The organism is Aeromonas sp. 11P, from assembly GCF_051920165.1.
Taxonomy (GTDB): domain Bacteria; phylum Pseudomonadota; class Gammaproteobacteria; order Enterobacterales; family Aeromonadaceae; genus Aeromonas; species Aeromonas veronii.
In genome coordinates this window covers 4,447,111-4,472,018 of record NZ_JBQBDJ010000004.1, presented here as the reverse complement: position 1 = coordinate 4,472,018, position 24,908 = coordinate 4,447,111, and the positions used below count along the sequence as shown (strand labels likewise).

The window sequence follows — 24,908 nt, the reverse complement described above, 5'->3', positions numbered from 1 at the left end:
GTATGTTTTCCAAGTTCTTCATTGAACGCCCCATCTTCGCCAGCGTGATTTCGATCATTATCGTGCTGGGCGGGTTGGCGGCGATGCGGGCACTCCCCATCGAGCAATATCCCCAGATCACCCCGCCGGTGGTCTCGGTCACGGCGTTTTATCCGGGCGCAACACCGGAGGTGATCTCCCAGACCGTAGCAGCGCCGCTGGAGCAGCAGATCAACGGCGTCGAGCGGATGATCTACATGCAGTCGGGGTCGGCCTCCAACGGCCAGATGAACCTCAACGTCTACTTCGAGATCGGCACCGATCCGGATCAGGCCACCATCAACGTCAACAACCGGGTCTCGGCCGCCATGGCCCAGCTGCCGGAAGAGGTGAAAAAGCAGGGGGTGACGGTCAAGAAGAAATCGACCTCCATCCTGCAGGTTGTCACCCTCCAGTCACCGAACGGCTCGTTTGATACCACCTATCTGTCGAACTACGCCCTGCTCAACATCATCGACGAGCTCAAGCGGATTCCCGGCATCGGTGATACCACCTTGTTTGGCGGTACCGACTACGCCATGCGCATCTGGCTGCGGCCGGATCGACTGGCCCAGCTCGAGCTCACCCCGAGCGACGTGATCGGCGCCATTCGCGAGCAGAACACCCAGTTCGCGGCAGGCAAGATCGGTGCCCAGCCCACTACGGCCCCCATCGACTTCACCTACACGGTGCAGACCAAGGGACGCCTTGAGGATGTGAAGGAGTTCCAGAACATCATCGTCCGCTCCATGCCCGATGGTTCCAAGATCCGGGTCCGCGATGTCGCCCGGGTCGAGCTGGGGGGCAAGGATTATGATCTGGTCGCCCGCGCCAACGGCAAACCGGCCATCGGTATCGCCACCTATCTGCAACCGGGCGCCAACGCTGTAGCGGTTGCCGATGCGGTGCACGCCACCATGGAGCAACTCAAGGAGCGCTTCCCGCAGGATATCGAGTACCAGATCCCTTACGACACCACCGAGTTCGTGAAGATCTCCATCGAAGAGGTGGTACATACCCTGTTCGAGGCAATCGTACTGGTGTTCGTGGTGGTCTACCTGTTTCTGCAAAACTTCCGCGCCACCCTGATCCCTTGTATCGCGGTGCCGGTATCGCTGATCGGGACCTTCGCCGGCATGCTGGTGCTCGGTTTCTCCATCAACTTGCTGACTTTGTTCGGCATGGTGCTTGCCATCGGTATCGTGGTGGATGACGCCATCGTAGTGCTCGAGAACGTCGAGCGGATCATGAGCGAGAAGAAGTGCTCGCCCAAAGAGGCTGCCATCCTCGCCATGCAGGAGGTCTCCGGTCCAGTAGTCGCCATCGTGCTGGTGCTCTGCGCCGTGTTCCTGCCGGTCGCCTTTATGGGCGGCATGACGGGGGTGATGTACAAACAGTTCGCCATCACGGTCGCGGTCTCGGTCGCCATCTCCGGTCTGGTGGCACTGACTCTCTCCCCGGCCCTCTGTGCCGTGTTGCTCAAAGAGGGACACCACAAACCGGCCCGCTTCTTCGTCTGGTTCAACGAAAAATTTGATCAGCTGACCCGCGGCTATGTACGGGGTGTGGCCTTCCTGAACCGTCGGGTGGGAGTCGCCTTTGCCATCATCGCCGTGCTGATCCTCTCCATCTACGGCCTCTTCCTGAAAGTACCGGGCGAACTGGTACCGAACGAAGATCAGGGCTACCTCATCTCCGCCGTCATGCTGCCGGATGCCGCCGCGATGAGCCGGACCCAGGCGGTGGCGGATCAGTTCGACAAGATCGCCATGGCCAACCCCCATGTGAAGGATGTGATCACCTTCTCGGGCTTTGACATTCTCTCCAATGCCATCATCAGCAACAGTGGCATGACCTTCATTACCCTGAAGGACTGGAGCGAGCGTCATGGGGCCGGGCAGGACTCCTTCTCGCTGGCCAAGACCTTCCAGGGCTTGAGCCTGATGGGGCTGGCGGATGGCTTTGTCGCCTCCTTCAACCCGCCCCCCATTCAGGGGATGTCCACCACAGGTGGCCTTGAGGCCTATCTGCAAAACCGTGGCACCGGCAACGCCCAGGCCTTCTCCGGCGAAGTGCAGCGCTTCCTCGAAGCGGCCAAGGCGCGCCCGGAGTTTGCCAGCGTCACCAGCACCTACCGCGCCAACGTGCCGCAGGTCTATCTGGACCTTGATCGCGAAAAGGCCAAGGCGCTGGGACTGCCCATCAACGCGGTGTTCGACACCATGCAGGCCACCTTCGGCCAGGTCTATGTCAACGACTTCAACCAGTTCGGCCGTACCTACCGGGTGCAGTTGCAGTCCGAGGCAGACTATCGCGCCAAGAAGAGCGACATCCGCAACGTCTACGTCCGCTCCGACAAGGGAGAGATGATCCCGCTCAGCAGTCTGGTGACGGTGCGTGATGCCACCGGCCCCGAACTGGTCGAACGCTTCAACATCTTCCAGGCCGCCAAGATCATGGCCCAGCCCGCCCCAGGCTACAGCTCGGGTCAGGCCATCGACGCGCTGGAAGAGGTTGCTAATGAAGCTCTGGGCAACGACGCCAAGCTGGAGTGGACCGGCTCCGCCTATCAGGAGAAAGCGGCCGCAGGCAGCGCTGGCATGGCCTTTGGTTTCGGTATCGTGATGATCTTCCTCATTCTGGCCGCCCAGTATGAACGCTGGAGCCTGCCGTTTGCGGTGATCACCGCCGTACCGTTCGCCCTGTTCGGTGCCCTGCTCGCCACCTGGCTGGTGGGGCTGACCAACAACGTCTACTTCCAGATCGGGCTGGTGACGCTCGTCGGGCTGGCGGCCAAGAACGCCATCCTGATCGTGGAGTTCGCGGTGATGAAGCACGAAGAGGGGATGAGCCTCATCGAGTCGGCACTGGAGGCGGCACGCCTGCGTTTCCGTCCCATCGTGATGACCTCGCTCGCCTTTATCCTCGGCTGTGTGCCGTTGGTCACCTCCAGCGGGGCCGGTGCGGCAAGCCGTCACGCCCTCGGCTGGCCGGTCATCGGCGGCATGCTGGCGGCCACCTTTATCGCCATCTTCTTTATCCCGCTTTTCTTCCGACTCATCATGAGAGGGTCAGAAAAGCGCGCCAGGCAGTAACGCTCTCCCCGAAGCGTTCCACCGATAACAAACTACCCCCGCCCGTGCGGGGGTATTTTTTCGTCTGCGGTGTGCTTCCATGACACACATCGAGACTTTTTTCACAGGATCCGGATATGCTGGCTCAGCTCTGGCTCGCGACGACCTTGACGACCACAACCCTCTCCGCCTGTGGTCATCACGATTATCCCCCCTGGAACTGGCTGAGCGATGGCAAGATCATCGGCGTTTGTGCCGAAGTCGTCAGTACCCTCTATCAACGGTTGGGTTTGAATGTGGATCTCTCCTATGTGGGCCCCTGGGCCCGCTGTCAGCAGAAAGTGGCAAAAGGAGAGGTCGACATCAATATCTGTGCGCTGCGCAACGAAGAGAGAGCGCACTACTCCCGCTTTACCCGAACACCCATGGCCATCAATGACATGGCGGTGTTCGTGCGCCAACCCGGCAGCCGCTTGCTGCAACGACGGGAGGATCTGACCGGACTGCGGGGCGCCATGATGATAGGCGTCAGCCTTGGCAGCGAAATGGATGATTTTTTGCAAGAGAATACCCGCATCTACAGGGTTAACTCCCTCAAGCAGGTATTTGGCCTGCTGGCCAGTGACCGGGTCGACTTCGTTCCTTATGGCCGCTCTTCCGGTCGCCTGTTTTTGAGCGACAATTACCCGGACAGCGGGCTGGCTGATCTGCAGTGGCCACTGCAGCGCGGTGAGCTCTATATTTCTGTTTCACTGCAATCTCCCCATCTTGACACCCTCGAACAACTGGAGCCCATGTTGCAAGCGCCAAGCATGAGTCAATGGATAGACCAGTTGCTGGAAAAATACAGTGACCTCTACCTGCAACAGCAGCGCCAGCAGAAGCCTTGACCTTCTCCTGCGAGCAAGGTTTAGAGTTGGGCAACTTACCCCGTAAGGATGCCCGGATTGTCACTCACCCAGCTTGCTGCAAGATTGCCCTCTGTTGCTCTGGCCCGGCTATTGCTGGCGCTGCTGCTCGTCTGCAATCTGACTCTCTGCATCAGCTGGTATGGTTCTCCCCTCTCCTCCGAGCCGACCCCAAGCAGCGCCCAATCGATGGTGATGTTCGATTCATCCATGGCGATGGCGGATGGCGAGATCTCTCATGCAATGCCTGCTATGGATCACCTGGGCGATGTCATGCCCCTCTCCTGCCATCAGGGAGACGAGGGGTCAGCCATGGGCGATGAGTGCCAGATGCAGACAGGCATCAATGCCCCCTCCTTCGGCGCGATGACTCTGCTTGGGGTACTGGTCGCTCTGCTGCTCTTTCCCTTGCTACTTGGCAACAACGTCGCAGCGTCACTGCTTGATAACTGGTTGCGGGATCCCTTCCTGCGCTCGCGCGGTACTCATCCTCCCTCCTGGCCGCGCCGACATCTGATGCTGTCGGTGCTGCGCCACTAGAAAGCGCTTCTCTCGCGGCAGCAGCAAGCCTCGGTTTGCCCGTTTTCTGCCGCCTTGCCTGACCCTGCACCCTGGCCAAACCGGCCCGCTCGCAGGGAGCCGTGCGCACTGATACAGCTGCGCCCCGTTTGCCGCCAATCCCTTGGGTGATGCCTTGTCCATCCCCCATCCGGCGGACTGCACAAGAGAAGAGATACCATGTCAATTACCCCTGTTACCGGCCTTATAGGCGCCAAGCACATTACCCCCCTGCCACTGAGTGGAGGTGTGCGATGAGTCAGAAACTGCTGGTATCAGCACTGCTGCTCGCCCTCGGCGCCGGTGGCGGCTACTGGGCCGCCAAACAGACCACCGCTGGCACCGCGGCCAAGGAGAAGACGCCGCTCTACTGGGTCAACCCCATGGATCCGCGCGACAAGCGCGACGGCCCTGCCAAAGACAACATGGGGATGGACTTTATCCCCGTCTATGAGGAGCAGAAAAACGGCTCGCCGGGCACAGTCACCATCAGCCCCGAGATCCAGCAGAACCTGGGGGTGCGACTTGCCAAGGTGGAGAAACTCCCCATCCACCAGCTGATCGAGACGGTGGGCTACGTCGGCTATGACGAAGACCGACTGGAGGCGGTCAACGCCCGCATGGCAGGCTGGATCCGCACCCTCGCCATCAAGAGCGAGGGGCAGCAGGTGAGCAAGGGGAGCCTGATTTACGAGCTATACGCCCCGGATCTGGTCAACGCCCAGCACGAATACCTGCTAGCGCTCAACACCGCCAACCCGCTGCTACTGCGCGCTGCCGAGGGCAAGCTCAAGTCCCTGCAGGTGCCGGCGGATCAGATAGCGGCCCTCAAGCGCAGCCGTCAGGTGCGCGAAACCATCAGCATTTACGCCCCCAGCAGCGGTTATGTCTCCGAGCTCAAGGTGCGCGAGGGCCAGTATGTTGAGCCCGCTGCGGCGCTCTTTAACATCAGCACCCTCAAGCAGGTGTGGGTGAGCGCCGAGGTGTTCGAGCGCCAGGCCGCCCAGCTGAAGGTGGGGGATCCGGTCACCATGACTCTCGACTATGCCCCCGGCCGCAGTTGGCAAGGTAAGGTGGATTACCTCTACCCGACTCTGGATGCTGCCACCCGTACCTTCAAGGTGCGGCTGCGCTTTGACAACCCGGACGAGTTTTTGAAACCCAATATGTTTGCCAAGGTGAGCATTCGCACCGGGCAAGGGGACCCCCAGCTGGTGGTACCGAGCGAAGCGGTGATCCGCACCGGCAGTCAGGATCGGCTGGTGCTTGCACTGGGGGATGGCAGCTTCAAGTCGGTCGCCGTCACCCTGGGCCCCCAGTTTGGCGACAAGGTCGCCATCAAGGAAGGGGTAGAGGCTGGGGATAGCATAGTCAGCTCGGCCCAGTTCCTGCTCGACTCCGAGTCGGCCATCGATTCGGACTTCCAGCGTATGACGGCAGTGCGCCCTGCACAGGTGTGGACCCAGGGCGAGGTTGAAAGCATCGATCTGGCCAACCGTACCCTGATGGTCTCCCACCAGCCCATCCCCGAGTGGCAGTGGCCCGCCATGGAGATGGAGTTCACCGTCGCCGACGGGGTCGACATCAGCAAGCTGGTCGAGGGGCAGGCCCTGCACCTGCAAGTGATGCAGGAGGGGGATGAGTACCGCATCACTAACATCCATCAGGAGAAGGCGCCCGCTACTGACGGCGACGCCAAGCCTGCAACGGATGAGATGGAGAAGATGGAAGGCATGGACCATAGCCAGCATCAGATGACGATGCCCGAGGTGGAGAAGAAGTCATGATCCCTGCCATCATTCGCTGCCTAGCAGGCAACCGCTCTCCGCTCTCTGTACTTGGTGAGAAAGGAGTTCAACCATGATCCCCTCGATTATTCGCTGGTCGGTGGGCAACCGCTTTCTGGTGCTGTTGTTGACCCTCATGCTCGCCGCCTGGGGGCTCTGGTCGGTCAAGCAAACCCCGGTGGATGCCCTGCCGGATCTCTCCGACGTGCAGGTGATCATCAAGACCTCCTACCCGGGCCAAGCGCCCCAGGTGGTGGAAGATCAGGTCACCTATCCGCTTACCACCGCCATGCTGGCGGTGCCGGGGGCGACCACGGTACGCGGCTACTCCTTCTTCGGCGACTCCTTCGTCTATGTGCTGTTTGACGACAGCACCGATCTTTACTGGGCCCGCGCTCGGGTGCTGGAGTATTTGAGCCAGGTTGCGCCCAATCTGCCCGCCTCCGCCCGCCCCCAGCTCGGCCCCGATGCCACCGGGGTGGGCTGGGTCTATCAGTACGCGTTGGTAGACAAAACCGGCAAGCATGACCTCAGCCAGCTCACCTCCCTGCAAAACTGGTTCCTCAAGTACGAGTTGCAGACGGTTGAGGGGGTCTCCGAGGTCGCCACCGTCGGCGGCATGGTGCGCCAGTATCAGGTGCGGGTCGATCCGGACAAGCTGCGCGCCTACGGCATCCCGCTCTCCCTTATCGAGACCGCCATCAAGCAGGGCAATCAGGAGACCGGCGCCTCCGTCATCGAGATGGCGGAAGCGGAGTACATGGTGCGCTCCAACGGCTATCTGAAAAGCGTCGAGGATCTGAAGCAGATCCCGCTCGGTACCAATGTGCGCGGCGCCCCGCTGCTGCTGGGTGACGTGGCGGATGTAGTCACCGGCCCCCAGAGCCGGCGCGGTCTGGCCGAGCTCAACGGCGAAGGGGAAGTGGTGGGCGGCATTATCGTCATGCGCTATGGCGAGAATGCACAGCACACCATAGACGGGGTCAAGGCGCGGCTCGCCCAGCTGAAAAGCAGCCTGCCGGAGGGGGTGGAGGTCGTCACCGTCTACGATCGCTCCGACCTTATCCAGCACGCCATCGACAACCTCTCCGGCAAGCTGGTGGAGGAGTTCGCGGTGGTGGTGCTGGTCTGTCTTGCCTTCCTGTTCCACCTGCGCTCGTCGCTGGTGGTGGTCATCTCCCTCCCTATTGCGATTTTGACCGCCTTTATCGTGATGCACCTGCAGGGGATCAACGCCAACATCATGTCGCTGGGGGGCATCGCCATCGCCATCGGCGCCATGGTGGATGGCGCCATCGTGATGATCGAGAACGTCCACAAGCACATGGAGCGGGAGGCGCTCACCGACAAGAACCGCTGGCGCATCATCACCGAGGCGAGCATCGAGGTGGGACCCGCCATCTTCTTCTCCCTGCTGATCATCACCATCAGCTTTTTGCCGGTGTTTGCGCTGGAGGCGCAGGAGGGGCGGATGTTCCACCCCCTCGCCTTCACCAAAACCTACGCCATGGCCGCCGCTGCCGCGCTAGCCATCACGCTCGTTCCAGTAATGATGGGGTACTTCATCCGTGGCAAGGTGCTGGCGGAGCAGACCAACCCGCTGAACCGCTGGCTAAGCCAGGGCTATGTGCCACTGCTCAAAGCCGTGCTGGCCCGTCCGAAAACCACCCTGGCCATCGCCGCCGTGGTGACGGTGGTGGGCTTCTGGCCGCTCAAGTACCTCGGCTCCGAGTTCATTCCGCCGCTCGATGAGGGGGACATCATGTATATGCCCACCACCGCAGCCAATATCTCGGTGGGCAAGGCGCGGGAGATTTTGCAGCAAACCGACAAGCTCATTCGCACCGTGCCCGAGGTGCAAAACGTATTCGGCAAGGCGGGGCGCGCCGAATCGGCCACCGACCCAGCCGATCTGGTGATGATGGAGACCAGCATCCAGCTCAAGCCCCGCGACCAGTGGCGCCCCGGCATGACCCCGGAGAAGCTCAAAGAAGAGCTGGATTCCCTCATCCGCTTCCCCGGCCTCACCAACGCCTGGGTCCCCCCCATCAAGACCCGTATCGACATGCTGGCTACCGGCATCAAGACCCCGGTCGGCATCAAGATAGCGGGGCCGGATCTCAAGGTGATCCAGCAGCTCGGCCAGCAGCTTGAGCAGATCGTTGGCAAGGTTGAGGGCGCCTCATCGGTCTACGCCGAGCGGGTAGCCGGTGGCCGCTACGTGAAGGTGGATATCGACCGGCTGAAAGCGGCCCGCTACGGCCTCAACATCGCAGACGTGCAGGCGGTGCTCGCCACCGCGGTGGGCGGCATGGAGGTGGGCCAGACCATCGAGGGGCGCGAGCGCTACCCCATCAACCTGCGTTACCCCCAAAGCTATCGCGATTCGGTGGCGAGCCTCGAGCTGCTGCCGGTGGTCACGCCGAGCGGGGCACGCATCGCCCTGGCGGATGTTGCCCGGGTCTACATCAGCGACGAGGCCCCCATGCTGCGCAGCGAGAATGCACGCCTCAACGGCTGGGTCTACGTCGATATTCGTGGCCGCGACATCGGCTCTTTCGTGGCAGAGGCCAAGTCCGAGTTGGACAAGCAGCTGGTGCTGCCGGCGGGCTACGCCCTCACCTGGTCCGGTCAGTTCGAATACATGGAGCGGGCCAAGGCGCGCCTCGCCTACGTGGTGCCGCTCACCATCGCCATTATCGTGCTGCTGCTCTATCTGGCGTTTCGCCGCGTTCAGGAGGTGCTGCTCATTCTCACCACCTTGCCGCTGGCGGTGGTGGGCGGGATCTGGACCCTCTGGCTGCTCGACTTCAACCTCTCGGTGGCGGTCGGGGTGGGCTTTATCGCCCTGGCGGGGGTGGCGGTGGAGACCGGCGTCTTGATGCTGGTCTACCTCAACCACGCCTGGGATGACCTGGTGGCGAGCGGCAAGCCGGACCAGGCGGGCCTGCACCGGGCGGTGATCCACGGCGCCGCCCTGCGCCTTCGCCCCAAGATGATGACGGTGGTGACCATTATCGCCGGCCTCTTGCCCATCATGTGGAGCCACGGCACCGGCTCCGAGGTGATGCAGCGCATCGCCGCCCCCATGATTGGCGGCATGGTAAGTGCGCTGGTGCTGACCCTCTTGGTGTTGCCCGCGGCCTACTACCTGTGGCGCAGTCGCAGCCTTGGCAAGGGTGCGAACCCGCAATCCGAATAACCCGATTTCACGATCCATATTGACTGAACGATGAGGAAACCATCATGAACTACAAGACGCTGACCCTAACCCTGCTGCTGGGCCTTGCTACCCATACCGGCCTGCAGGCCGAGGAGATGATGCACCATGAAGGGCACGATATGAGCCAGATGGGTGAGATGAGCGAACAGGCCGCAATGGTGATGACCAAGGGGGTCATTACCCACCTCGATGAGGGTAGCGGCAAGGTCGGCATCAAGCACGAGGCGATCGAGAACCTCAAGATGCCCCCCATGACCATGGTCTTTCGAGTGGCAGATCCGGCCCAGCTCAAAGGGCTCAAGGTCGGGGATGCCATCCACTTTCATGCCGAAAGCCAGAGCGGCAAGCTCACAGTGACCGCCATCCAGCCGCAATAAACGGCTCTGGCTCGCCGAAGAGGTCACGATAGACAGTGACAACGCAAGAGGGAGGCATCAGCCTCCCTCTTCTTTTGGTCAACCTGTTCATGTGGTCAACCTCTGGCACGCGATGGCACTCAGCTGCGGGTTGACAGCAACTGCTCCACATCCTCGATCACCTTGAGGGCCGCCTGCGGGCCGCCGCTGGAGGTCCAGAGCGACCCGTCCACGGCGCCAAAGCGCTTGGCCTTGATCACCGGCAGCTGCTGGAACGCCGGGGTCTGCTCCGCCTGACGCATGGCATCCACCGCATCGCCGGTGGCACTCAGAGTGCCGACCACCAGCCAGTCGGCATCCAGCAGATTGAGGGACTCCAGACTGAGCGCCGGTGAGTGGGGCGCGCCAGTACCCTGTTGTTTGTCCGGACGCACCAGCCCCATCGACTCCACCACGCTGCTGGCAAAGGTGCCCTGATACATAAAGCTCGGCCCCTTGGGGTTCCAGCGCACTATGCTGATGCTCTCCCCTTGGTGTTTGGCCAGCTTGCTGCGAGCCTGAGTCAACCGCTCGGCATACTGCAGCAAGAAAGTATCCGCTTGCTGGTCGCGGTTGAGGGTGTGAGCGGTGCGTCGGAAGCTATCCTGCCATGGCTCACCCCACTTGCTGGTCACCACGGTCGGCGCGATCTCCCCCAGCAAGGTCAGCAGCTCGGGACGGGTCTGGCCGGTCAGGATAAGGTCAGGCTCCAGCGCAATCAGCGACTCCAGATTGGGGCTATCGAGATCACCGATCACCTGGATGCCAACGCCCGCCTTGTCCAGCAAATAGCGGGGCAAGGTAGGTTGACCACGGCCATTGACGGCGCCGATGGGGGTCAGCCCCAGGGTCAGGGTGCTGTCGAGTTCGAGCTCGCTCAGCACCACTACCCGCTTTGGCTGGGCTGGAACCTGCACCTGCTGGCCAAACGCATCGGTCACTTCACGCATCTCCTGTGCCTGAACCAGCGGCGCGGCCAGCATCAGGATGGCTGCTGCCAGGGCGGCAAAACGCTTCATCATCTCACTCCTTCTCGTTGCACGGCCCGGATAATCGGCCGCGAGGATACACTCAGCGGGCCCACAGAGCAGGCCCATATGACTCAACTCGCCGAACGCAGGGAACGGCCATGTTCGTGGCGACGGGGCACGATAATGGGCGCCCCGTCGCCGGGGGCATGCAGAATATCGACACTGGTCTGGTAGAGCTGGTCGATTAGATCCTTGGTCACCACCTCCCGGGCTGGGCCCATGGCGGCAATGGTCCCCTCGCCGATGGCGATCAGCTCGTCGCAGTAGCGGGCCGCCATCGCCAGATCATGGATCACCAGCAGCACGGTTTTGCCCTCGGCAGTGATGCGGTGGATTGCCTCCATCACCTCGGTCTGGTGACCGATATCGAGGGCGCTGGTGGGCTCGTCGAGCAGTACCATGTCGCTATCCTGCGCCAGGATCATCGCCAGCCACGCCCGCTGTGCCTGCCCGCCGGAGAGGGACGCTGCGCTCTGCTGCCAGATGCTTTCAAGCTGCATCCGCTCGCAGGCAATACGCACCATGCGGGCATCCTCCTCACCCCACTGATTGAACCAGCCCTGATGAGGGTGGCGGCCATACTGCACCAGCTGCTCCACCAGAATGCCGGCAGGCAGGGTCGGCCGCTGGGGCAGATAGGCGAGCTCCCGCGCCAGCCCCTTCATGGGGTAGCTGGCAAGCGGCTTGCCTTTGAGCAGGATCTCGCCGCGTTGGGCTTTCATCTGGCCGGATAACAGCTTGAGCAGGGTCGATTTGCCGCAGCCGTTGGGGCCGACGATCCCCACCAGCTTGCCCCTCGGCACGCTGAAAGAGATGTCCCGCAAAATGGGGGTCTGCTGATAGGCAAAATGGAGGCGATTTACGGTGAGCGTCATCAGTCAGCCCTCTGGCGATCATTAACAAGAAGAAACAGCAGCAACAGGCCACCGAGAATGCGGGTCATGATGCCGGTCGCCACCTCGTGGGGGCTGGCCAGCACCCGGACCAAGGTGTCGCTGGCCAGCAGCAGCAGGGCGCCGCTGAGTGCCGCCAGCCAGAGCGGCACCACCCGGTCTTTCACCAGCCAGGAGGCAAGAATGGGGGCCGCCATGGCGATAAAGACCACGGGGCCGCCGATGGCGGTACCGAGCGCCGCCACCAGAATAGCCTGCGCCAGAATGCCCAGTTGCACCCGATCGCCGTTGACGCCAAGTCCTCTGGCCATCTCGGGGCCAAAGCGCAGCACCGCCAGCGAGCGGGAGATATAGACAATCCAGGGGCAGAGCAGCAGCAACAGGATGGCGATGGGGGTGATGGTGCTGTAACCCACGGCGATAAAACTGCCCATATTCCACAGATAGAGGGAGCTCAAGTGCAATAAGGCCTGGGTGGACATCACAAACTGGCCGAGCGCCTCGAACAGCTCGGAGAGGCCGATGCCTATCACCACGAACAGATAGCCCTGCTCACCCGGTTTTCGGCAGAGTGCATAGAGCACCAGCGCCGCGAAGATGGCACCGATGGGGGCCGCCCACCAGGGCCAGCTGCCCACGGTCAGGTAGAGGGAAAATATGATGATGGCCAGAGAGGCCCCGTTGTTGACCCCCACCATATCGGGGGTGGCCAGCCGGTTGCGAACCAGAGTTTGTACCAGACAGCCGGAGAGCCCCATGGCAGCCCCCGCCACCACGACCCCAAGGATGCGCGGCAGCCGGATCTTGAACAGGGTGAGCTGCTCAAGCCGGGTCCCCTCCCCCAGCAGGGTGTTGACCACCCCGGCAAAGCCGAGCTTGCCGCCGCCAACGCTCAGGGCCAGCAGAGCAAGCGCCAGCAGCGCCATGGCCAGCAGAGCCAGCCAACGCCAGCTCGGCAGATGGATCAGCAAAGAGCGGTTGCCGGCCCGCAGGCAGAGCATATCGGTAGGTGTGCGCATCAGCCCCTCACTTGACGGTCAGCAGGGTACGAAAGCCCCCGCGGTGGACGATGGCGATCAACACAGGTGCACCGATCAGGGCCAGAATGACCCCGTTGGGCAGCTCGAACGGCTGGATCAGCCAGCGCGCCAGAATGTCGGCCAACAGCAGAAACAGCATGCCGAACAGGGCGGAGAAACAGACCTGCACCGACAGCTTCACCGGCTCCACCAATCGGCCACAGTAGGCGGCCAGAAAGCCGACAAAGCCGATGGGACCGGCGATGGCGATGGCACTGGCGGTAAACAGGGTGGCGGCCAGCAGCACGCCAATTCGCACCCGGTTTGGGCGGATCCCCAGCGCCTGGGCCTGACTGTCCCCCATCTGCATAAGGGTCAGCTGGCGACAGAGCAGCAAGGTGATGACAAACGCCGCCAGCACGAAGGGCAGCACGGCGACGATGGCATCGAGATTGGCCGCCGACAGGGAGCCGAGGTTCCAGAAGCGGTACTGCTCCAGCACCATCTTGTTGGAGAGCAGCAAAAAGCTGGAGAGACCGCCGAAGGTGGCGGAGAGCGCCACCCCGACCAGAATCAGCTTGAGGGGGTTGGAGCGGCCAATCATCATGCCGAGCCCCAGCACAATCACGTTGCCGAGCAGCGCGCCGAGCCCAGCCCAGAGCAGATAGCCGTAGGCGGACTCCACCCCAAACCAGGTGAGCCCCACCACCAGCGCAAAGACGGCCCCGGCGTTGACCCCGAGCAGACCGGGCTCCGCCAGCGGATTGCGGGTCGCGCTCTGCAACAAGGAGGCCGCCAGAGATAAAGAGGCGCCGACCACCATGGCGCAGAGGGTGCGCGGCAGTCGCAAGGTATTGAGCACCATGGCGAGCTTCTCGTCGCCAGCCCAGCGAGCATCCCCCATCAGGTAGCCGAGTACCTCGCGGGCACCATAAACACCCGCACCGGTGGCGAGCGAAAGAGAAAGCAGTATGAACAGGAGGAACAATCCCAGCCAGAACAGCGAGGTCTGGTCTCTAAACACCCTTTAACTCCTTATGGTGGCAATGCGCATGTTGTTGAAATACATGTGGTTGAAATAAAAGCCGTCACCCCGGGGTGATGCCGTGACAACAACGGGAGCCCGCCAATACGGGCTCCCGTTCAGCCACTACATCTTGTAGGCCACACCGGCATAGACAGTGCGCCCGTCGAGGATCTGATCGGCCTCGGTGGCAACCCAGTCACGCTTGGTATTGGTCAGGTTGTTGAGTCCGAACTTCAGATCCAGTGCCCGGGTGGCGTTCCAGACTGCCCCGACATCCAGGGTGTGGAATCCGGCGGTGGTCTCATAGGTGGTGCCGCTCATGCGCGGAACCGGGAGGATCTGGCTGCCGGTGTAGTTCCAGCCGAGCTGGGTACTCAGGCTCTCGATGACCTGCCACTCCAGCTTGGCGTTGGCGGTATGCTCCGGCGTCCGATAGAGATCCTTGCCGCTGGTCTTGTCCTCCCCGTCGATCAGGGTGACGTTGCTGGAGAGAGTCAGGGCATCGGTAATATCAAACCAGCCACTCAGCTCCACCCCCTTGATGCGGGCCTTGCTGACGTTCTGATAGGTCATCACCGCAGGACGCCAGGTGGCAGTCCATGCCTCGCTCTGGATCTTGTCCTTGATATCGTTGTGGAAGGCGGTAACCCCCGCGCCCCAGAACGAACCATCGTAGGCGGTGCCCAGCTCGTAGCTGACGGCGGTTTCCGGTTTCAGATCCGGGTTGCCCACCACGGCGCAGCGACCGCGACAGGCGGCTACCGCATAATCCGGGTTGGACTGGGCAATGGTCGGCGCCTTGAACGCCTTGCCAATGCCGCCCTTGACCACCCAGTTGTCAGTCAGGCTGTAGAGGGCATAACCACGGGGGCTGAACTCGGTGCCATAGGTCTCGTGGTGGTCGACCCGGCCACTCAGGGTCAACGCCAGATCGCCAAAGCCAAACTCATCCTGCAGATAGAGCGCGCTCTGGTTGACGCTGACATCGCCCCCCTTGAGGTTGACGTTATGCTTGAGTTCAGTGATACGGTACTCGGCACCGCTGGTCAGCAGGTGGCTGCCCAAGTTGCCGCTCAGCTGGCCATCGAAGGTGTGGTTGGTCTGGCTCACATCGCCGCTGGTCTTGCTCAGCGCCGTCATCAGTTCGGAGTCGTCAAACAGGTCAACCTGCTCGAAGGCATAGCCGACCCGGCTGTCGAACTGATCCCAACGGCCGATGTGGGTGGCATTGAGCCCCAGTCGCTCCATCTGCTGGATATTGCGCGGCGTCTGGCCGTAGTTGTTCCAGTGGGCCTCCCGATCGTCTTTGGCGTAGTTCATCCCCACATCCAGCTCCTGACGATCTTCGATCAGCCATTTGACGTTGGAGAGGATCCCCAGCTTTTCACGCTGCTCGATGGCATCGGCCTTGGGGTTGATACTCTGCTCGCTCTGCCAGGCATCCCTGTGGTTCCCTTCCACCACCAGGTTGGCCAGCAGTTTGTTGTCGATCAGTGCCCCGCCCACATAGGCACTCGCCTTGTTGATATCCCCGCCGTGACCGTCGGTGGGGTCGCTGAAGATATAGGTAGCCGCCGCTTCGGTCTTCTCCCCGGGTTGGCGCAAGATGACATTGACCACCCCACCCAGCGCATCGGCACCGTAGAGGGAGGAGATAGGGCCACGGATCACTTCGATACGCTCGATGGCCGCCATCGGGATGGCGGAGAGATCGAAATCATTGCCATAACCGGAGGTAAGAGCATCGCGGGAGCTGATACGCCGGCCATTGACCAGCAACAGGGTGTAATCTCCCTCCAGACCACGCAACTTGATCTCGCTGCGGCCGTAGCTGGTCGCAGGGCTGATATTGACCCCCGGCAACTGTTTCAGGGCGCCGGTCAGATCATTGACATTGAGCTTGTCGAGCTCGGCCCGGGTCACCACAGAGACGCTGGCCGGGGCGGTCAGCTCGCTGTGCCGGGTTTTACTCGCCGTCACCACTATAGTTTCATGAGCGGCGACAGGCGCAGTCCCTTGGGCCAGAACTGGCAGGGCAAAAAGGGACAACACCAGCGGATGCACTGCAAATCGTCGGGATGATGTACGCATCATCAACACTCCACATAAAACAACCAAGGCCAACACCACCGACATCCCTGTCTGACCTCGCCAGACCCGGTGCAAAGTGATGGAGTTCATTGGCATGAACAGTCGTCCATGCCCCATCACCCCGAACATCAGTGCATCACGGCAGGCCCTGCGTTGTGCTATGCCACTCGCAGCCATCAATAACAAAAGCGCCGTACCGACTGACATCGGGACGGCGCAATACTAAATGCAAATCATTTTTATTTGCAAGGGTGAATCAGGTATTCTTTCGCATCCGCTTAATTATCCATCACATCGTGACGGGTCTGGTGATAGGCCTCTTCACTCTTGCCCCGACGCCAGTACGGCACGGCGTAGAGCGACTGGCGATCCACCTCAAGCACGGAACGAAAATGGCGGCGCAGCGGCAGCACCAGCGCCTCTTCCCCACCCAGCCAGAAGAAGCCACCATCGCGCACCAACGGCAGAGCAATCACATGCTCCAGCAGGCCACTGGACTCGGGCTCGCCGACAAACCAGTGACAGCGCACCCCGACCGGCAGCGTCAACGGCTGAGCATCGGCCTGATCCGGCACCAGAATCGCAATTTCCCCTCTGGCCTCGGCAGGCATCACCTCACACATCGCCATGATGGCGGGCAAGGCGGTGAGATCTCCTACCAGACAGTAGTGATCGGCCGGTTGCAGCATGGGGTTGGGACCACCCGGCCCGGAGAGGATCACCTTCTCTCCCGGCTTGGCATGGGTAGCAAAGGCGCTGGCGGGCCCGCCGTCACCGTGCAGCACGAAGTCGATATCAATTTCTTGCTCATCACGGCGAAACGCGCGGATGGTGTAGGTGCGGATCACCGGCTTGTCAGCCGGGTCACTCCAGCGTGGACCGCTCGGGGTCATGGCAGGCAGCACCGGCTCTACCTGATGGGGCTGGACCAGCATCACCTTGATATGGGCCCCACCACAGGTAAAGGGATAATCAGCCAACTCGCTGCCACCAAAGGTGATACGACGCAAATGGGGGGTGATCTGGGTAATGGCTTTGACAGTCAGCAGACGGGGACGATTGGGAGGCAGAGATGGGGACACGATGGGGCTCCTCGTTGAGTGTGTCGCCCATGCTACACGCAAATAGGAATTACTATCAAATAAGATTATTTCTCGTCTAATAGCTACAGGCTGGATTCAAACATCTCCAACTACTGGCGTACACACCCCAATCCAGAAATAGGCTTTATGCACGCTAGCTCCATGATTGGGCGAAGAAAGCAGCCGGACAACGCCACCGTCACAAAGGGTTCCATTTGCTTATTTCGACCATAGTTTTTTGAGATCAAATTTTATTTCCCAATAAGTTTCCTATCCTTAGTGAAGCAGTTAATGTAAGCACAGGATGCCAAACAGGATTGTATGATGGATGACCAGATCCTGATTATTGATGATGACGATCTCTCCCTCCCCGACGCACAGCAAGCGGGCTGGAAGGTGATGATTGTTGACGATGAGCCTGAAGTGCATCGCATCACCAAAATCACCTTGAACAAATTCGAGTTTGACAATCGCCCCATCGATTTTCTGCATGCCTATTCCGCGGCGCAGGCCAAAGAGTTGCTAGCCACCACCCCGGACGTTGCTCTGTTGCTGCTGGACGTGGTGATGGAGGTCGACCACGCTGGCCTCGATGTCGTCAAATACGTCCGTGAAGATCTGCAAAATAAGATGGTACGCATCGTGTTGCGTACCGGCCAACCCGGCCAGGCGCCGGAAGATGACGTGGTCACCAACTACGACATCAACGACTACAAGGATAAAACCGAGCTCACCTCCCAGAAGCTGCGCACCTTGTTGCGGGCCAGCCTGCGATCCTATCGGGATATCCGCACCCTGGAGAGTAACCGTCAGGGGCTGGAAAAAGTCATCGAAGCCTCCAAGGGGATCTTTGAGAAACGGGCCTTGCGCCAGTTTGTCGAAGGCGCCCAGGAGCAGCTCAGCGCCTTGCTCCATCTGGGGGAAACCCAGATATACGACGTCAAGCAATACGCCTATGAGGTGAAGGATCAAGTATTGGAGCCCCTGCTCCCCGGCCATCCCGCCATGCTCCTCACAGAAGCGCCGGAGATCCTGCGCCAGGCCATGAGCAAGCGCAGCAATGTCTATAACGCCACCCAGATGGTGCTCTACTGCCAGAATCCTCGCCACCACCTGCTGTTCCACATCGAGACCACCCGCCAGCTCAGCCAGATCGATACCAGTCTGCTGACACTGTTTACCGAAAACATCATAGTGGCGCTGGAGAATATCCGGCTCAATGAGGTGATCGCCGACAACCAGCGGGAGATCATCTATCGCATCGGCGAACTGGTCGAAACCCGTTCAAAAGAGTCAGGGCTGCACGTCAAGCGGGTCGCGCTCTATACCGAACAGTTCTGCCACCTGATGGGCATGAGCGAAGAGCAGAGCGAGCTGGTGAAACGTGCCTCGCCGCTCCATGACATTGGCAAGGTGGGAATTCCCGATGCCATCTTGCACAAGCCGGGCAAGTTGACACCGGAAGAGTGGGAGATCATGAAAACCCACGCCCAGCTCGGGCAGGATATGCTCTCCGGCAGCGATCTGGCGCTGTTTCAGATTGGTGCCACTATCGCTGGCAATCACCATGAGAAATGGAATGGCAGTGGCTATCCCCGCGGTCTGAAAGGTACGGATATTCCGCTGGAGGGGCGAATTGTGGCGCTGGCTGACGTGTTCGATGCCCTGGGTTCGGATCGCTGCTACAAGAAGGCGTGGCCGCTGGACAAGGTGCTGGCCCTGATTGAAGAGGAGAAGGGGCAGCATTTCGACCCCCAGCTGGTCGAGCTGATGATGGCCAATCTGGACAAGTTCCTCGAGATCCGCGAGCAGAACAAGGATGTCTATATCGGCGAACACTGATAGCCAGCTTGTTCTGTTTATGAACTAAAAAACCGCCCTGCTTAGCAGGGCGGTTTTCTATATCTGGCATCACGTCACTTCAGAGCGAGAAGTACGAGAGTTACTGCTCTGGCAGATTGAGATCCAGCTTGGCAGCAGGTTGTCCAGCTTGCTGATTCTCGGCCTGTGCAGCGGCCAGAGCACGCTTCAGGGCACGCCGTTTTTGTATCACCACGAACCCGACCCCACCCAATACCGCCAGCAGCACACCACCGCCCGCCAATGCCCAGACCAGCCAGCCCATTTCCTCCTCTGCCGGAGCTTCATGGGTCGCCTCGGCACTGGAGGCCGGTGCGGCGGCCGACACCACCTCTACAGGAGACGGCGGTGGCGGGAATACATTGAAGGTTTTCACCGGCAACTCGATTTTCAGCTCACGGCCGAGGCGAGTGGTGCCATAGAGGGTTGCTTTCACCTCATGCTGACCGACCTCCTTGATGTTGGAGAGATCGATATCAAGCTTGGGGTCGCTGGCGGTCTCGCTGAACTCGTAGAGGCCGCCCACATTGCTGGTCACACTCCCCTTGACCACCACAGAGGCGGGATCCAGCTCATCACGGTCGATTAGCAGTGAGAGCTTGGCACCCAGCTCATCCGAAGGCGGCGACAAGTTATAGCTGAACGGATAGGGGTAAAGCAGCACATCCTGATAACGGGCACGGACAAACACCTGATTGCCCGTGCTGAACATGGCGCGGTACTTGCCACCGGGAATATCTTGCAGCGTCACTTCCGCCGTCATGATGCCATCACCCGGCACTTCGTCGAGCCCCTTGCCATCATCGCGATAGTGGCCAAGTACTTGATCCAGCACGACCTCTTTCTTATCGGCATCGCTGAACGATTGCAGCTTGACGGTCATGTCAAGGTCAGAGAGATAGTATTTATCTTTCGGCGGCTGACCATTGATCAGCAACCACGCCTTGAGCTTGACCACCTCCCCCTGATAGAGCTGCATCGGCAGGGCGGCGATATCGAGCCGGATATCGGAGAGAATGCGCACCCGGTTGTCGGGATCCACCTCGCCAATCGCCTGCCAGGGGCCCGGCATGGGATTGCGCAGGGTAATGAGATCATGCTCTGGCAGCGCCAGCCAACCCACATCGGCAGGTTTGACCTTGCCCACGTAAAGCTTGCTGCCATCGGGGCGAACCAGGATCACGGACGGGGTGCCCGGCTTGCGCTTGATGATGAAGGTGATCTCCTTCACGCCGTAATCGATGCGAAAGCGGTTATCCAGCAGCGGGATGTCGGAGGGAGCAAATACCTCGGTCGCCGTCGCCCCCAGCGAGAGCAACAACAGCAGACCGGCACACCACTTGCTCATTGCCGCCACAGACAACTTCCTCCCTTCTTCTGTACCAGATCCAGTCTCGCCTCGTGCAGGGCCTGAACCTCGGTGCTGGCACGCACCACCTTGAGGGCGGGTCGGTTGCTCTCTAACCGGCGAATGCTGGTGTCCTGATTGCTTTCGTTTTCGTTGCTCTCGGTGGCCAGATTGAGTTTGGTCTGGCCGCCGGTCATCAGCAGGTAGACGTCCGCCAGGATCTCCGCATCGAGCAAAGCCCCGTGCAGGGTACGGTGGGAGTTGTCGATACCGTAACGATCGCACAGCACATCCAGGTTGTTGCGCTTGCCGGGGAATAGATCCCGCGCCATCGCCAGGGTATCTGTGATGGTGCAGATATCCGCCGTCTTGAAGTTGAGTCCGAGCTTGCTGAACTCGTAGTCCATGAAGCTCACGTCAAACGGTGCGTTGTGGGCAATCAGTTCGGCGCCGCGGATGAAGTCGAGGAATTCATCGGCAATCTGGCTGAACGACGGTTTGTCACGCAGGAACTCGTCGGTAATACCGTGCACCTGGATCGCTTCCGGGTCGACCAGACGATCAGGCTTGATATAGACGTGATAGTGGTTACCGGTCAGCTTGCGGTTGATCACCTCCACACAGCCGATTTCGATAATGCGGTGCCCCAGATAGACAGGGCCGCCCGCCGTATTCATACCTGTGGTTTCAGTATCCAGAATGATCTGGCGATTCAGTTGGGGTGTGTTCATGATCCAATCTATGTCAAACTTCGGCTTTACTTACTCGCTAGTTTACCCCAAGCCTCATGTTAAAACAGATTGATTGCTCATGTTAAAACAGATTGATGTCTATACCGACGGCTCCTGCCTCGGCAATCCGGGCCCGGGTGGTTACGGGGCCGTGATGGTCTACGGCAAGCACCGCAAAGAGATTTCCGCCGGATTCAAGTTGACCACCAATAACCGGATGGAGCTGATGGCCGCCATCATGGGGCTGCGCACCCTCAACGAACCGTGCAAGGTACGCCTCACCACCGACAGCCAGTATGTCCGCCAGGGGATCACCCAGTGGATCATCGGCTGGAAGAAGAAAGGGTGGATGACCGCCAACCGGCAACCGGTCAAAAACGTCGATCTCTGGAAGGAGCTGGATGCGGAAGTGGGTCGCCACCAGATTGAGTGGCTCTGGGTGAAGGGTCACTCCGGCCACCCGGAGAACGAACGGTGCGACGAGCTGGCCAGAGAGGCCGCCTGCGGCAAGGATCTGGCCGAGGATATCGGCTACCAGCCCTGACGGGCCATTCCCGGTGTGGCGAGGGACTTTGGCAGTTGCCAGCGCCGCCGCACCGGGATCAGTGGAAAGCGCCGTTTACGGGCCGCAATCACGTATACCGATGCAAACGCCCTGCAATAATCCCGCCCGATACTCTCCCGCCACCAACTGTGCCAGCTCTGTTTCCCCATAAACGAGTAACCGAAACGCTCGTCGAACATCACCTCGCATCCCAGCAGATGCAACCAGTCCGTCACCCGCCCCGGGGTGAACATCCGTGCCGACCAGGGCATTCTGCGCCGCAAGAACGGCACACAGTGACCGATCCCGACCAGACTCATGGGGTTATAACCACTGATGATCAGCCAGCCATCGTCGGTCAGCACCCTTTCGGCTTCGCGCAACACCTGATGAGGATCGGCAGAGAAATCGAGGCAGTGGGCCAGCAGGCAGGCATCGACGCTGCCGGTCCGCACCGGCAGATCGAGGGGATCGCCATACATGTCGAGCAGCCGCCCGCCGGGGGCGACCCCGATCTGGTGACGAATGGAGGAGCGTTTGCAGGAGAGTTCAGCGCTCAGGGCGCCAATTTTCAGCAGATGATACCCAAACAGATTGGGGCACCAGTTGTCGAGCCGATCCTGGATCTCGGCCGCCACCCAGTCCCCCATAGGCAATGCAGACCAGCTGGTCGGGATCTCGATTTGTTGTTCGGTACGTGCCACCTGCATAATAGGGCTCAACTCGGGGTTTCGAACGCCATCCTGTTATATAAGATACCCTCCCTAAAGAGAAGCAGACTCATGTATCCAGTGATCACAGTTCCAGCCTTTAATGACAACTACATCTGGTTGATCCGCCACGAAAATCACTGTCTGGTGGTCGATCCGGGCGATGCCGCCCCCGTGCTGGAGCGGCTCGAGGCATTGGGGCTGGTGCTCGATGCCATCCTGCTGACCCATCACCATCACGACCATGTGGGGGGCGTCACCGACCTGCTTGCCCACTTCCCCCACGCCCGGCTCTATGGCCCCAAACTTGACCCGATGCCGGATCACCGCGGTCAGTGGCTGGAAGATGGCGATCAGATCAACTGGCACGGCCTCGCCCTCGAGGTGATCCATGTGCCCGGGCACACTCGCGGCCACATCGCCTACCACGGCAACGGCATGCTGTTTTGTGGCGATACCCTCTTCTCGGCCGGTTGTGGCCGCCTGTTTGAAGGGACGCCGGAGCAGATGTACCACTCGCTGCAACGGCTCGCCGCCCTGCCTGATGAGACCCTCATTTATTGTGCCCACGAGTACACCCTCTCCAACCTGCGTTTTGCCTATGCGGTCGAGCCGGACAACCCGGCGATCCGCCGCCAGATCGGGCTGATCAGCAAACTGCGACAACAAGGGCTGCCAAGCCTGCCAACCCGGCTGGGTGACGAACGCACTTTCAACATTTTTCTGCGCTGTGAACAGGATTCAGTGAAATTTTCTGCTGAAAAGCATGGGCTAAAATGCGTGGAAAATCCGGTAGATACCTTCACCATCCTGCGTCAGTGGAAGGACGTTTTTTGAACAAACCTTGATCAGGGGGCCATTGCCCCTTATGATGCGAGCTGTTTTTCCTAAAAATGACCGGAACGAGATGAAGGTACGAACGGCCTTATTGGCAGCGCTGTTGCTCAGCGGCTGCCAAAACCTGAGCCATCAGGATGACCGGGCGCTAACGGCAATCGAGCCGATCAAGTCCCCCCAGGTCAAGAAAAAAGCGCATAAAAAACACTCTTCCCATTTCCTGTTTGGCGATGAACAGCTGGACGAAATGGAAGAGACGGACAATCTGTGGGTGCGTATCAGCGATGATATGCAACTGGAAACTCCGGACAACCCGCGCATCCGCCAGCAACGTGAGTGGCTGTTGCGCAATGATAAGCATCTGGCGACCATTGCCAGCCGGGCTGAACCCTACCTCTATCTGATGGTAGAGGAGATTGAACGGCGTGAGCTGCCAATGGAGCTTATTACTGTCCCGATGATCGAGAGCATGTTTGATCCCCATGCCCGATCCCGCAGCAATGCCGTCGGACTCTGGCAGTTTGTGCCAGCGACAGGCAGAAACTTCGGTCTGCGCCACGACAACTGGTATGACGGACGGCGCGATGTGCTGGCCTCAACCAATGCGGCGCTCGACTATCTGGAGTACCTGAACCGCTTCTTTGACGGTGACTGGCTGCAAACGCTGGCCGCCTACAATGCCGGTGAAGGTCGGGTGCGCAACGCCATCCAGCGTAACCAGCGCGCAGGCAAACCGACCGACTACTGGTCGCTCGATCTGCCGCGCGAAACTCGGATGTATGTACCCAAGATCCTCGCCATGGCTGACATGATCAGCAATGCGGACAAGTACAATATCCAGTTGCCGGTACTCGCCAACGAGCCGAAGCTGCGAGTGGTGGAGACCGGCAGCCAGATCGATCTGAACGTGGCCGCCCAACTGGCAGGTCTGCGCACCTCACAGCTCAAGGAGGTCAATCCGGCCCTGAGCCGTGGTGTGATGTCGCCCCGTGGCCCTTACCGCTTGCTGGTACCGGTAGAATATGCCGATACCCTGGAGCTGGCACTGGCCGATCTGCCCAAGAGCGAGCGTATTCGTACCCGCTCCTATCAGGTCACCAGTGGCGATACCCTGTCGCGCATCGCCCAGAATCATGGCGTCAGCGTGAACGAGCTGAAGCTGGCCAACAATCTGCGCAGCAACAACCTGCGTCGCGGTCAGCAACTGGTGATCCCGACCCACGGTCAGGTCAGCAGCAAGGCCAGCTCTGCCAGCAAACCGCAGCAGTTGGCCAGCCGTGGCAGCAGCCAGAAGGCCAAAGTCAGTTACAAGGTGCGCTCGGGTGACAACCTGTGGAGCATCAGCCAGGCACACGGCGTCTCCCACGAAGAGCTCGCCAGGTGGAATGGTCTGACTGCCAAGTCGGCGCTCAAGCCAGGCATGAAGCTGGTGGTCTATCCCAAGCAAGGGAAGAAGAGCGACAAATCGATGGTGTATCAGGTTCGCCGTGGCGACTCCATCTCCTCCATCGCGGCTCGCTTCCAGGTGGCCATCAACGATGTGATGCGCTGGAACCAGCTGGATAAAGGGGATTACCTCAAGCCCGGTCAGGAGCTGACTCTGTTTGTGAAGAACAACAGCTAAGCCTCACCGCTTGAACCCGATAAAAAACGGGGCCAGTCATCTGACTGGCCCCGTTTTTTATTACTGCGCCTAACCACTGCTGTGTCTGAGCCACCGACTAAAACAATGGCTTGGCGCCGCCTGCGGATGCATCACCGCTCTGCAGGCA

At 60.3% G+C, this 24,908-nt stretch carries 19 protein-coding genes; 10 read left to right on the top strand and 9 right to left on the bottom strand.

Translation table 11 applies throughout. From position 1 onward, the window contains the following. The first annotated feature begins 2 nt into the window (after positions 1 to 2). From ACTG1P_RS20745 to ACTG1P_RS20720, 6 genes are all read left to right on the top strand, one after another. Entirely contained in the window at positions 3 to 3,113 is a 3,111-nt protein-coding gene (locus tag ACTG1P_RS20745) for an efflux RND transporter permease subunit (protein ID WP_440002129.1), read from the top strand. A gap of 116 nt (positions 3,114 to 3,229) precedes the next feature. After that, positions 3,230 to 3,982, top strand: a complete 753-nt coding sequence (locus ACTG1P_RS20740; protein WP_440002128.1) for a substrate-binding periplasmic protein — start codon at positions 3,230 to 3,232, stop codon at positions 3,980 to 3,982. 57 nt (positions 3,983 to 4,039) lie between these two features. Next, on the top strand, positions 4,040 to 4,540 hold the full coding sequence (locus ACTG1P_RS20735; protein ID WP_440002127.1) for a hypothetical protein: 501 nt from the start codon (positions 4,040 to 4,042) through the stop codon (positions 4,538 to 4,540). A gap of 272 nt (positions 4,541 to 4,812) precedes the next feature. Continuing rightward, entirely contained in the window at positions 4,813 to 6,345 is a 1,533-nt protein-coding gene (locus ACTG1P_RS20730; protein WP_440002126.1) for an efflux RND transporter periplasmic adaptor subunit, read from the top strand. A 73-nt stretch (positions 6,346 to 6,418) separates the two neighbouring features. Continuing rightward, complete coding sequence (locus ACTG1P_RS20725) at positions 6,419 to 9,547, top strand: efflux RND transporter permease subunit (protein WP_440002125.1); 3,129 nt, start codon at positions 6,419 to 6,421, stop codon at positions 9,545 to 9,547. A 44-nt stretch (positions 9,548 to 9,591) separates the two neighbouring features. Continuing rightward, on the top strand, positions 9,592 to 9,945 hold the full coding sequence (locus ACTG1P_RS20720) for a copper-binding protein (RefSeq protein ID WP_440002124.1): 354 nt from the start codon (positions 9,592 to 9,594) through the stop codon (positions 9,943 to 9,945). A gap of 119 nt (positions 9,946 to 10,064) precedes the next feature. On the opposite strand, the gene ACTG1P_RS20715 is transcribed toward ACTG1P_RS20720, so the two are convergent. The 6 genes from ACTG1P_RS20715 to ACTG1P_RS20690 form a co-directional block, all read right to left on the bottom strand. Next, positions 10,065 to 10,982 carry an ABC transporter substrate-binding protein gene (locus ACTG1P_RS20715; protein WP_440002329.1) on the bottom strand — a complete coding sequence of 306 codons (918 nt, stop codon included), beginning with the start codon at positions 10,980 to 10,982 and terminating at the stop codon, positions 10,065 to 10,067. A gap of 83 nt (positions 10,983 to 11,065) precedes the next feature. After that, entirely contained in the window at positions 11,066 to 11,869 is an 804-nt protein-coding gene (locus ACTG1P_RS20710; RefSeq protein ID WP_440002123.1) for an ABC transporter ATP-binding protein, read from the bottom strand. Next, the gene (locus ACTG1P_RS20705) at positions 11,869 to 12,906 is read right to left on the bottom strand and encodes a FecCD family ABC transporter permease (RefSeq protein WP_440002122.1); all 1,038 of its coding nucleotides are present in this window, start codon (positions 12,904 to 12,906) and stop codon (positions 11,869 to 11,871) included. The genes ACTG1P_RS20710 and ACTG1P_RS20705 overlap by 1 nt, the downstream gene beginning before the upstream one ends. A gap of 7 nt (positions 12,907 to 12,913) precedes the next feature. Next, on the bottom strand, positions 12,914 to 13,930 hold the full coding sequence (locus tag ACTG1P_RS20700; RefSeq protein WP_201978911.1) for a FecCD family ABC transporter permease: 1,017 nt from the start codon (positions 13,928 to 13,930) through the stop codon (positions 12,914 to 12,916). A gap of 126 nt (positions 13,931 to 14,056) precedes the next feature. Further along, on the bottom strand, positions 14,057 to 16,024 hold the full coding sequence (locus tag ACTG1P_RS20695; protein WP_440002328.1) for a TonB-dependent receptor domain-containing protein: 1,968 nt from the start codon (positions 16,022 to 16,024) through the stop codon (positions 14,057 to 14,059). 278 nt (positions 16,025 to 16,302) lie between these two features. Continuing rightward, entirely contained in the window at positions 16,303 to 17,106 is an 804-nt protein-coding gene (locus ACTG1P_RS20690; protein WP_440002121.1) for a siderophore-interacting protein, read from the bottom strand. Between the two features lie 324 nt (positions 17,107 to 17,430). On the opposite strand from ACTG1P_RS20690, the gene ACTG1P_RS20685 reads away from it, so the two are divergent. Further along, positions 17,431 to 18,948 carry an HD domain-containing phosphohydrolase gene (locus ACTG1P_RS20685; RefSeq protein ID WP_167566457.1) on the top strand — a complete coding sequence of 506 codons (1,518 nt, stop codon included), beginning with the start codon at positions 17,431 to 17,433 and terminating at the stop codon, positions 18,946 to 18,948. A 100-nt stretch (positions 18,949 to 19,048) separates the two neighbouring features. On the opposite strand, the gene ACTG1P_RS20680 is transcribed toward ACTG1P_RS20685, so the two are convergent. Beyond that, positions 19,049 to 20,314 carry a TIGR03503 family protein gene (locus ACTG1P_RS20680; RefSeq protein ID WP_440002327.1) on the bottom strand — a complete coding sequence of 422 codons (1,266 nt, stop codon included), beginning with the start codon at positions 20,312 to 20,314 and terminating at the stop codon, positions 19,049 to 19,051. Then, complete coding sequence (gene dnaQ, locus ACTG1P_RS20675; protein ID WP_005337813.1) at positions 20,311 to 21,045, bottom strand: DNA polymerase III subunit epsilon; 735 nt, start codon at positions 21,043 to 21,045, stop codon at positions 20,311 to 20,313. Before dnaQ ends, ACTG1P_RS20680 begins: the two co-directional genes overlap by 4 nt. Positions 21,046 to 21,124: 79 nt before the next feature. Here dnaQ and rnhA point away from each other — a divergent pair, with 79 nt between their 5' ends. Further along, a complete protein-coding gene (rnhA, locus tag ACTG1P_RS20670) occupies positions 21,125 to 21,589 on the top strand; it encodes a ribonuclease HI (RefSeq protein ID WP_440002120.1) in 465 nt (154 codons plus the stop codon). On the opposite strand, the gene ACTG1P_RS20665 is transcribed toward rnhA, so the two are convergent. After that, the gene (locus ACTG1P_RS20665) at positions 21,577 to 22,299 is read right to left on the bottom strand and encodes a methyltransferase domain-containing protein (RefSeq protein WP_005361718.1); all 723 of its coding nucleotides are present in this window, start codon (positions 22,297 to 22,299) and stop codon (positions 21,577 to 21,579) included. The genes rnhA and ACTG1P_RS20665 overlap by 13 nt on opposite strands. A 72-nt stretch (positions 22,300 to 22,371) precedes the next feature. Between ACTG1P_RS20665 and gloB the strand changes: the two genes are divergently transcribed. Further along, positions 22,372 to 23,136, top strand: a complete 765-nt coding sequence (gene gloB / locus ACTG1P_RS20660) for a hydroxyacylglutathione hydrolase (protein ID WP_440002119.1) — start codon at positions 22,372 to 22,374, stop codon at positions 23,134 to 23,136. Positions 23,137 to 23,206: 70 nt separating this feature from the next. After that, positions 23,207 to 24,760, top strand: coding sequence for a LysM peptidoglycan-binding domain-containing protein (locus ACTG1P_RS20655; protein ID WP_042055492.1), 1,554 nt, complete (start codon positions 23,207 to 23,209; stop codon positions 24,758 to 24,760). Positions 24,761 to 24,908: the final 148 nt, after the last annotated feature.

Coding starts and splice junctions, on each gene's coding strand:
- ACTG1P_RS20745 (WP_440002129.1), top strand. CDS start 3: ATGTTTTCCAAGTTCTTCATTGAACGCCCCATCTTCGCCAGCGTGATT.
- ACTG1P_RS20740 (WP_440002128.1), top strand. CDS start 3,230: ATGCTGGCTCAGCTCTGGCTCGCGACGACCTTGACGACCACAACCCTC.
- ACTG1P_RS20730 (WP_440002126.1), top strand. CDS start 4,813: ATGAGTCAGAAACTGCTGGTATCAGCACTGCTGCTCGCCCTCGGCGCC.
- ACTG1P_RS20725 (WP_440002125.1), top strand. CDS start 6,419: ATGATCCCCTCGATTATTCGCTGGTCGGTGGGCAACCGCTTTCTGGTG.
- ACTG1P_RS20720 (WP_440002124.1), top strand. CDS start 9,592: ATGAACTACAAGACGCTGACCCTAACCCTGCTGCTGGGCCTTGCTACC.
- ACTG1P_RS20715 (WP_440002329.1), bottom strand. CDS start 10,982: ATGAAGCGTTTTGCCGCCCTGGCAGCAGCCATCCTGATGCTGGCCGCG.
- ACTG1P_RS20710 (WP_440002123.1), bottom strand. CDS start 11,869: ATGACGCTCACCGTAAATCGCCTCCATTTTGCCTATCAGCAGACCCCC.
- ACTG1P_RS20705 (WP_440002122.1), bottom strand. CDS start 12,906: ATGCGCACACCTACCGATATGCTCTGCCTGCGGGCCGGCAACCGCTCT.
- ACTG1P_RS20695 (WP_440002328.1), bottom strand. CDS start 16,024: ATGCGTACATCATCCCGACGATTTGCAGTGCATCCGCTGGTGTTGTCC.
- ACTG1P_RS20685 (WP_167566457.1), top strand. CDS start 17,431: ATGGATGACCAGATCCTGATTATTGATGATGACGATCTCTCCCTCCCC.
- ACTG1P_RS20680 (WP_440002327.1), bottom strand. CDS start 20,314: ATGAGCAAGTGGTGTGCCGGTCTGCTGTTGTTGCTCTCGCTGGGGGCG.
- dnaQ (WP_005337813.1), bottom strand. CDS start 21,045: ATGAACACACCCCAACTGAATCGCCAGATCATTCTGGATACTGAAACC.
- rnhA (WP_440002120.1), top strand. CDS start 21,125: ATGTTAAAACAGATTGATGTCTATACCGACGGCTCCTGCCTCGGCAAT.
- ACTG1P_RS20665 (WP_005361718.1), bottom strand. CDS start 22,299: ATGCAGGTGGCACGTACCGAACAACAAATCGAGATCCCGACCAGCTGG.
- gloB (WP_440002119.1), top strand. CDS start 22,372: ATGTATCCAGTGATCACAGTTCCAGCCTTTAATGACAACTACATCTGG.
- ACTG1P_RS20655 (WP_042055492.1), top strand. CDS start 23,207: ATGAAGGTACGAACGGCCTTATTGGCAGCGCTGTTGCTCAGCGGCTGC.